Genomic DNA, 8486 nt, shown 5'->3' on the forward strand with positions numbered 1-8486 from the left:
GGGCCTTGCACATTGGCGGTGACGGTGGGATTTGAACCCACGTCAGGCTCTCACCTGAACAACATTTCGAGTGTTGCACCTTCGGCCGCTCGGACACGTCACCAACGCGTCAACCCTACCGGGTCAAACGCCACAACAAAAATCCGCGGTACCCATGGTGCAAGATAAGCATATGGACAACGCAGCACAACGTGCCTGGACCTGGCACAAACAAGGCCTTGACGGGTCACTTGCCGGCAGTAGTGCGGCTGATGTGTTGAGCCGGGCGGGCTGGGCCCGGTCGGTCGGCGGCGCCAATCCCTACCTGACGCTGTTCGCCCGCGCGGGCATCCGCAGGGAGCAGGCCGACGCCGATGTCGCTGCCCTGCGCATCCACGAACTTCCGACGGCGCGCGGCTGCACCTATGTGCTGGGCGAAGCGGACTACGCGTGGGCGTTGACGCTTGGCCAGGGCGCGGCGGAGGTGACGCTGAAGGTCCTGGACAAGCTCGACGTCGACCGGGCGGAAGTTGCGTCGTTGGAGGCGCAAACGTTGCAACTTCTCCAGGACGCCAAGGGCCCGCTTGACCCGAAGCAGCTCAAGGAGCAGCTGGGGGAAGCTGTCCGCAACCTGGGCGAGGAGGGCAAGAAGAAGGGCGCCTCCACAACACTTCCCACGGTGCTGGGCCTATTACAGGCCGACGGGCGCATCCGACGGGTTCCCGTCAACGGCCGGCTCGACCAGCAGCGCTACTCCTACACTGCGTGGGGCCTGCCGCCCGCCACTGAATCGGGGGAGGATGCCCGCTCAAGGCTTATGGCGAACTACCTGGCCTGGACAGGCGGGGCCACGCTCAAGCAGACGCAGTGGTTCACTGCCTTCACCGTGGCGCAAACCAAGGCCGCGCTGGGAGCCGCGGGCGCCGTCGAACATGACGGCCTGTGGATGCTGGCGGCCGACGTTGCCGAAGCGGAGGATTTCAGCTCCCCCCAGGACGAGCAAATCCAGCTGCTCGCAGGAACCGACGCCCTGTTCCTGCTGCGACGCAACGCCGCGGACCACTTTGCCGAAGACGATCGGGATCGCCAGCTGCTCAGTTCCAAGCTTGCCCTGCAGGCCGACCTGCCCGACCACCCCATCGTGGACCGCGGGCGGATCATCGGCCTGTGGCAGTACGATCCCGGCGAGGAACGCATCGCCCATTGGCTTTTCAACAAGGCCAGCGACGCCGTGAAGCAAAGAATCCAGGACGTCGAGGCCTTCATTCGCGAGGACCTGGGCGACTTCCGCTCCTTCAGCCTGGATTCGCCGTCGAGCAGGCAAAAGCGGATCGACGCCCTCAACGCCGCATCGAGGGAATAACCGGCCGGATTACTGCTCCGTTGCGCGCCAGAGGATCGGTTCGCCCATGCTGACTGTCATCTCGCCCCACTCGGGCCCGCCGTCGCCGAGCGTGTACGGCTGCAGGATGCTCAGGGCGATCCCATCTGCGTGTTCCGCGGCGAAATGGACGGCGTCGGTGTGCTGGTTGCTGAGCGAAACGTCCGAAACCACGATAGCGTCATCTTCGTCCGGCTCCGCCATGAGGTAGATCGGCTCGCCATCGGTGCCGATCGCGGCGGCAAAGGGGAAGAATTCGCCGTACTTTTCAAGGCATTGTTCCGCAAAGGGCATGGCGATGTTCAGCAATGCACCCAAGTCTTCCTGGGCCGCCTCGGATGTGGTGTCGCGCCATGATGCCATTTTTTCCCCTGAGATTGGTCGGAGCCCTGTCAACGGGTTCGTCAGAAGACGTTACAGCAGGGAATCTTCGCTGCGGCGGCCGGCTAGCGGCGGTGTCCGCCAAAGAAGTCGGTCAGCAGCACGGCGCACTCGTCCTCGCGCACGCCGGGGAACACCTCAACCCAGTGATTTAGCCGACGCTCGCGCAACACGTCAAAAACCGATCCCGCAGCGCCCGCCTTCTCATCCCACGCCCCAAAAACGACGCGCGGAATCCTCGCCAGCACGATCGCCCCGGCACACATGGTGCAGGGCTCAAGCGTGACCACGAGGGTGCAATCGGCCAGCCGCCACGAACCCAATTTCGCCGCGGCTTCGCGGATCGCGACCACCTCGGCATGGGCCGTCGGATCCCCGTGCGCCTCACGTTCGTTGCGTCCCAAACCCAGGACCTCGCCGTCGGGTCCAAGCACGACGGCGCCGATCGGCACATCGTCGGTCGTCAAGGCGCGCCGGGCTTGCGCAAGGGCAAGGCCCATCCATTGGGCATGCAAAGCCGTGGTGGTTGTCTCCATGGGGGGGAAATCATGTGTGTTGGGCACGGCTCAATGGTAGCTTTTATTCATGCGCGTACTGGTTGCGGATCATCCGCTGATTGCCCACAAGTTGACTGTCCTGCGGGACAAGACCACCCCGTCACCGATTTTTCGGCAGCTGACAGAGGAACTTGTCACCCTCTTGGCGTACGAAGCGACACGTGAAGTCCGTGTTGAGCCCGTCAATATCGAGACACCCGTGACCTCCACCATTGGCACCGGCCTGGTCAAGCCCACCCCCCTGGTCGTGCCGATCCTGCGCGCCGGACTGGGCATGCTCGAAGGCATGACCCGCCTGCTGCCCACCGCAGAGGTTGGCTTTCTTGGCATGGCTCGCAACGAGGAAACCCTCGAGGCCATCACCTATGCCGAGCGTCTCCCCGAGGACCTCACAGGCCGCCAGGTCTACGTCCTTGACCCTATGCTGGCCACCGGGGGAACCCTGATCGAGGCGTTCAACTTCCTCTTTGCCCGCGGCGCTGCGGACATCACCTGCATCTGCCTCCTGGCAGCCCCGGAAGGCCTGGCCAGGCTCGAGGCCGCCCATGGCGGGCGGGACAACGTCCACGTTGTCCTTGCCTCCATTGACGAAGGCCTCGACGAAAACTCCTACATCGTGCCGGGCCTCGGCGACGCCGGCGACCGTCTCTACGGCGTCGTGGACTGATCCCCAATAGCTCCCACCGCTGGCAAGCTCGCGGCGGGTCCCGACGGCTCCCCGGGCCGCCTTGAAACCCACATCCTCCAGCACGGCGTCGGGGGCGCTGACGCGGCGTAGCGGGCCGTGTCCGCGTAGTCCCAGCACCCTTCCCAGACATTGCAGATCACATCAAACAAGCCGTACCCATTGGGTTCCTTACCGGCAACGGGATGCGGTCCCTCAACCGCATCGGCCGCCGTCCATTGCGGTGCGCCACGCATCGTGATGGTGCCGCCGGGGGCCCAGCAGGGTCGGCGATTCGCCACCGGTCATGCCCAGCCGCTTGGAAAGGTTTTAGTACCAGCCCACGGATTCGGAGTGTCCCCAGGCGCCGCAGGGCGAACCGTAGCGGCCCTCGATGTAGCTCAGGCCCCAGCGAATCTGGGTCTTGTAGTTGGTGGCCCAGTCGCTGCCGGTGCTGTCCATCTTGTTGGCAGGCAGTGACTGTGCGATGCCATAGGCGCCGCTGGAGGCATTTTCGGCCGACGTGAGCCAGCTGGATTCGCGCTCCCAGAGCCGGGTCAGGCAGCTCATCTGGTCGGCACCCCAGCCAAAGGAAGCCAGTTGGCTTGAGGCGTAAGCCTGGGCTCCAGCGGGATCGTCAACCGCAACGGGGGCCGGGGCGGGAGCCGCGGACGGTTTCGGGGCAGTCTCGGGCTTGACGTCGTTGGACTGGACCTTGACGGGGGCATTGGTGGGTGACGGGTTCGATGAGACAGAGAGCCCCGGGAAGCTGATGGCTGCATTGGCCGGAGCCGTGACTGCAGAGGCTGCCGAATCGTTGCCGACAGAGGAAACAAGGCTCGTCATGCTCGGATCACCGGAAGCGCCCACCTGCTGGGCCACGGCCCCGGCGCCCACAAGCGCGCCGACGACGGCCACAGCCGCCATGCATTTTGCCGTAGCCGAGACCGTGGAACTGGCTCCGGCAATCCCGGCGGCGTGGCTTCCGGGACGGGCGGATGCGAGTCCAAAAATGGACGGGCGGCGGACTGGTTCTGCGCGGCGGCGGCCGCGCTGGGGTGCATTGGACATGAAGGAGCCTCTCTACGCCTGCGAGGTGAGCTGTCGGGAACGGACTAGAGAATCCGGTCGGCACCACCGCGGGCAGCAATGATCGCTGCTGTCGGTGTGCCGGCTTAACCCCAAGGGCTTCCATTGTGGAAGGGCCCGCAAAGATTGGGTCCCCCGTCTCTGCCATGGATGTGGAGGGAGATGGGCGGCGGCAGAGCTCGGCGATCCGTCCATCGGTGCCAAGAACCGTAGTTGGTTCGGTCGGCACTTTTGCCAGCGTAACTGAAACGACATAGGATGTCACATTTTGGTAACGCTGTTTGTATCAAGGGTGCGCGACCTTCGGTTTACTTAGCATTGCTAACGATCTAGAATGGTGATTCGAAGATACCAAACTTCTGACCTAGGCAGCTGAGCGGCGATGACTGAAACCTCCCCAACCGAATCCTCCCCGCAATGTACGACGGCGGGCCCCGCGCAGGCCGCCACCGTCACCCCTGCGGAGGGTGGCGGTAGGCGAAAGCCCGCGAAGACGATCGGCTCCGGACCGCTTGCGGCGGAACTGCGGGTGGCTGTCATGCGCACCTCCCGGCGGCTGCGTGCCGAAGCGGCGTCAAGGGAGATCAGCCCCGGCCAGTATTCAGTCCTGGCCTCCATCATGGAAGGGCCCCGGACAGTGGGAGGGCTTGCCGCGGCGGAACAGATCCAGGCCCCGTCCATGACGCGGATAGTCAACGCCCTCGCGGCGGCCGGCTTTGTCAGCCGTGAAGAGAATCCGGAAGACAAGCGCCAGGTACTGGTGCGAATTACGGATACAGGGGCAGCAGCCCTGCTGCGGGCTCGCTCCAAGCGAACGGCCTGGCTGGCAAAGCGGGTGGCTTCACTCACCCCGGAGGAACGGGCCACCCTCCATGACGCGGCCCTGATCCTGCAGGCGATGAGCGTCTAAATGAATTCAATGTTCCGTGCCCTGAAAGTATTCAACTACCGGCTCTGGGTGGCCGGGGCATTTGTGTCCAATATTGGCACGTGGATGCAGCGCGTTGCCCAGGATTGGCTGGTGCTGACGGTCCTGACCCACAACTCGGGCACGGCGGCCGGCATTACCACGGGCCTGCAATTCCTGCCGATTATCTTCCTTGGACCGTATGCGGGGGTACTGGGGGACCGGGTCAACAAACGCAAGCTGCTGCTCGTGACCCAGATGGGAATGGGTTTTTGTGCGCTTTTGTTAGGAATTTTGGTCGTCACGGGGACTGTACAACTGTGGCATGTTTATGTATTGGCGTTCCTGTTGGGGGTTGCCAGTGCCTTCGACGCCCCGTCACGGCAGGCGTTTGTCTCCGAAGTCGTCGCGAAGGAGGACGTGCCCAACGCCGTCGCGCTTAATAGTGCCTCCTTCAACCTGGCCCGTCTCGCAGGCCCTGGCATTGCGGGCCTCGTGATTGCACTGGTGGGTACAGGGCCGGCATTCCTGCTCAACGCTGCCAGCTTTGCGGCGGTGATTTTTTCACTGTGGAGAATGCGCGTCAGCGAGCTGGCCCCGGTTGTGCGCGTGCCGCGGGCGAAGGGGCAGATCCGCGAGGGGCTTGTTTATATCCGGCAGCGGCCGGACCTGTTGATGATCATGGTGCTGGTGTTCATGGTGGGTACGTTTGGGATGAATTTTCAGATCACCAACGCCCTGATGGCCACGACCGTGTTCCACCTCGGGCCGGGGGAGTACGGGCTGCTGGGCTCGGTCATGGCGATTGGCACGCTGGCCGCCGCCCTGCTGGCCGCACGGCGCAAGAACATGCGGATGCTGTACATCGTCGGAGGTGCCCTGGCATTCGGCGTGACAGTTGGCATTGCGGCCTTGATGCCCAGCTACTTTTGGTACGCCGTGGCGCTGGTGCCCGTGGGCCTTGCCTCGCTGACGTTTATGAATGCCTGTAACACCACGGTGCAGCTGACCACGGATTCGGCCATGCGGGGGCGGGTGCTTGCCGTGTACATGGTGGTTCTGCAGGGCGGCACACCTATTGGTGCGCCGCTTGTTGGCTGGATGGCCACCGAGTTTGGTGCCCGCTGGTCGCTCTGGTTGGGCGCCATAGTTGCCATCGGCTCCGGGTTGGTCGCCCTGGCGATGATGAACAGGCGCAACAATGTCCGCTTGCGCGACCAGATCAGGGATCTGCACCCGCTCTCAATGTTGCCGGGGATTCGCCGGAGCGGAGGCTAGGGATGTGCCGGGACACGGAGCGCTCCCGGCCTCGATGGAACCGTTCTCACTTCGATGGGACCGCTTTGAACGTCAAGCGCATGACGTAAACGTCTGTTTCCCTAGCGGCATATTCTGACAGAACGCTGAGCGTCGCCGTGAACTTGCGACGGACGGCTTCGGCATGCTTTCTGTGGAAATGAATGAATTTCCCCAATAGGCCATTTGGATAGAATTTATGGCACCAGAACTGTCTCTAGAATTGATTAAGTTTGACGTAAATCGTCATTCACCCATCAAATGAGAGCAATTCAACACTATGTGTTTCATCACAAAATAGTACACAATCTCACATACTGGACATTTAGAGCCTTTGTTACTTGCGGGTTTGCTTTGTTACGTAGCACACTGGCTTACGTGAACACCCACCCAGTGAATCCTGCAGCCGCAGCAACTGTCCGCCTCGGAACGACCGGACGGTTTATGTGTGGTTGTCGAATGCAGGTCTAACGCACACCCCAGGACGCCACGCAATAAACGGTGGCAGATGCCAGCCCTGGCCCATGGGCCCGCCCTCATTGCAGGGCACAGAGAGTCCCCCGGGCAAGGGAACTCATGGAAAGCATTCGCGCCGTGGATCACGGCCATACAGCTAGGTAGTTCAATGTCAGTAGCATCCGGATACGTCCATATCTCTGTTCGTAACGCCGCCAGGGCGGGGGCACGCAATGCCGGCCCCGGCCAGTTGGCCCGACCCTCCCAGCTGGATGGGCCCGGGTACGGCAATGGTTACCGTTCGGAGCCTGTCAGTGCAGCGCTCCGCCTGCGTACGCCCCCCACAACGGACAGCAATCCCATGACTGCGCCCACACCCGTCATCGCCGGCGTGGACAAGCTGCGCGGCGTCACTGCCGACAACGTGGCCCGCGGTTTCGTCCTCTATGTTGGCGTTGACGAGGACACGGCTGCCGCTGCCGGCACGTCGTTGGCAAAGCTGGCCCAGGACATCCGGGCCTACGCCCAAACCCTTGTCCCGCAGGCCCAGAGCTACGCCGCGGTGGCCATTGCGCCGTCGGACGCTGTCGGAACGCCGTTGGATGTGGTTCGTTCAACGTTCGGCGACCCCACTGTTGCCACCCGCCAGCGCCAGGAGACAGTCCGTGCGGCGGTGGCAGACCAGCGCCCCTCGGGCGTACTGATCGACCTGGCCCGCCGCGAAGTCCACCTGGACGGCGACACCCTGAACCTGACGTTCAAGGAGTTCGAACTGCTGAACTACCTTGTGGAAAACGGCACCCGCACAGTGGGTCGAGATGAACTCCTCGAGGGTCTCTGGAGCAACGCCGACGAAGTCCCGAACGAGCGCACCATTGACGTTCATATTCGCCGGCTGCGCTCCAAGCTGGGCCGCTTGGCCAACACGGTCCGCACCGTCCGCGGCGAGGGCTACCGGTTCTACGAGCACCCCGAAGTGGTCGTCTGGGCCGCCCCCGAATACTCAATTTGAGATAAAGTACGACGGCGGATCGCCCCTTGTGTGGGGGATCCGCCGTCGTACTGCTTTAACAGTCACTAAGCTGGAGGAATGAGCGAACACCACATTAAACGCCTGATCCTGATGCGCCATGCCAAGGCTGCCTTCCCGCTGGGCGTTGAGGATCACGACAGGCCGCTGGCCCAGCGTGGGCACAACGAGGCGCCGCTGGCCGGCAAATGGTTTGTGGAAAACGCCGTGGTGCCTGACTTCATCCTGTGTTCCTCGGCGCTGCGCACCCGCCAGACGTGCACCTGGGTGTGCCAGCAATTGGGTGAGAAGGCCCCGACTCCCAAGCTGGAAGACGGGCTTTATGCCGTCGGGGCCACCTCGATGCTTTCGGTCATCAACCACGTACCTGAAACCGTCAATACGCTCATGGTCATCAGCCACATGCCCGGCGTCCAAGGGCTGGCACTGAGGCTGGCTTCACGCGAATCGGACCAGGATGCGTACATGGATCTGGCCTCGGGATTCCCCACGAGTGCGTTTGCAGTGCTGGAACACAGCGGCGACTGGGCGACGCTCGACGGGCAGGATGCGACACTGACCAATTTTGTGGTTCCGCGGTAACAACCGCTCGGGTATGCGTGTGACGCCTGTGGCTTGAATCCTGGTGTCATGCTCATGCTGATTAGGGGTGGTTGGTGTGGAAGTCTGCGATGGCTTGTTCGGTCAGGATGGTGTTGTCTTCGGCGTTGGGGATGGCCCAGGCGGGTTCTTCGGGGAGGTTTTCG

At 63.0% G+C, this 8486-nt stretch carries 10 protein-coding genes, 1 tRNA gene and 1 riboswitch; of the genes, 6 read left to right on the forward strand and 5 right to left on the reverse strand.

All coding sequences use genetic code 11. The features are described from left to right. Positions 1 to 13: 13 nt before the first annotated feature. Positions 14 to 103: transfer RNA gene (locus AAGW05_RS12700), tRNA-Ser, on the reverse strand. Between the two features lie 69 nt (positions 104 to 172). On the opposite strand from AAGW05_RS12700, the gene AAGW05_RS12705 reads away from it, so the two are divergent. After that, positions 173 to 1342, forward strand: coding sequence for a DNA glycosylase AlkZ-like family protein (locus tag AAGW05_RS12705; protein WP_411804899.1), 1170 nt, complete (start codon positions 173 to 175; stop codon positions 1340 to 1342). 9 nt (positions 1343 to 1351) lie between these two features. Here the strand turns inward: AAGW05_RS12705 and AAGW05_RS12710 are convergent, their stop codons facing one another. After that, positions 1352 to 1723 (reverse strand): hypothetical protein, encoded by a 372-nt coding sequence (locus tag AAGW05_RS12710; RefSeq protein WP_411804900.1) that lies wholly within the window; start codon positions 1721 to 1723, stop codon positions 1352 to 1354. Positions 1724 to 1806: 83 nt separating this feature from the next. Continuing rightward, positions 1807 to 2277 (reverse strand): tRNA adenosine(34) deaminase TadA, encoded by a 471-nt coding sequence (tadA, locus tag AAGW05_RS12715; protein ID WP_411804916.1) that lies wholly within the window; start codon positions 2275 to 2277, stop codon positions 1807 to 1809. Between the two features lie 49 nt (positions 2278 to 2326). Here tadA and upp point away from each other — a divergent pair, with 49 nt between their 5' ends. Beyond that, complete coding sequence (upp, locus tag AAGW05_RS12720; protein ID WP_411804901.1) at positions 2327 to 2965, forward strand: uracil phosphoribosyltransferase; 639 nt, start codon at positions 2327 to 2329, stop codon at positions 2963 to 2965. On the opposite strand, the gene AAGW05_RS12725 is transcribed toward upp, so the two are convergent. Then, complete coding sequence (locus AAGW05_RS12725) at positions 2947 to 3219, reverse strand: SUMF1/EgtB/PvdO family nonheme iron enzyme (protein ID WP_411804917.1); 273 nt, start codon at positions 3217 to 3219, stop codon at positions 2947 to 2949. The genes upp and AAGW05_RS12725 overlap by 19 nt on opposite strands. A 73-nt stretch (positions 3220 to 3292) precedes the next feature. After that, the gene (locus tag AAGW05_RS12730) at positions 3293 to 4033 is read right to left on the reverse strand and encodes a hypothetical protein (RefSeq protein WP_411804902.1); all 741 of its coding nucleotides are present in this window, start codon (positions 4031 to 4033) and stop codon (positions 3293 to 3295) included. Between the two features lie 3 nt (positions 4034 to 4036). Then, a riboswitch (cyclic di-AMP (ydaO/yuaA leader) is annotated at positions 4037 to 4230 on the reverse strand. A 203-nt stretch (positions 4231 to 4433) separates the two neighbouring features. On the opposite strand from AAGW05_RS12730, the gene AAGW05_RS12735 reads away from it, so the two are divergent. From AAGW05_RS12735 to AAGW05_RS12750, 4 genes are all read left to right on the forward strand, one after another. Beyond that, positions 4434 to 4961 carry a MarR family winged helix-turn-helix transcriptional regulator gene (locus AAGW05_RS12735; RefSeq protein ID WP_411804903.1) on the forward strand — a complete coding sequence of 176 codons (528 nt, stop codon included), beginning with the start codon at positions 4434 to 4436 and terminating at the stop codon, positions 4959 to 4961. Further along, complete coding sequence (locus tag AAGW05_RS12740; protein WP_411804904.1) at positions 4962 to 6236, forward strand: MFS transporter; 1275 nt, start codon at positions 4962 to 4964, stop codon at positions 6234 to 6236. A gap of 643 nt (positions 6237 to 6879) precedes the next feature. Further along, positions 6880 to 7722 (forward strand): winged helix-turn-helix domain-containing protein, encoded by an 843-nt coding sequence (locus tag AAGW05_RS12745; protein ID WP_411804906.1) that lies wholly within the window; start codon positions 6880 to 6882, stop codon positions 7720 to 7722. A gap of 78 nt (positions 7723 to 7800) precedes the next feature. Further along, entirely contained in the window at positions 7801 to 8322 is a 522-nt protein-coding gene (locus tag AAGW05_RS12750) for a SixA phosphatase family protein (protein ID WP_411804907.1), read from the forward strand. The last annotated feature ends 164 nt before the right edge of the window (positions 8323 to 8486 follow it).

The sequence above is a fragment of the Arthrobacter sp. LAPM80 genome, from assembly GCF_046736435.1.
Classification (GTDB): Bacteria; Actinomycetota; Actinomycetes; order Actinomycetales; family Micrococcaceae; genus Specibacter.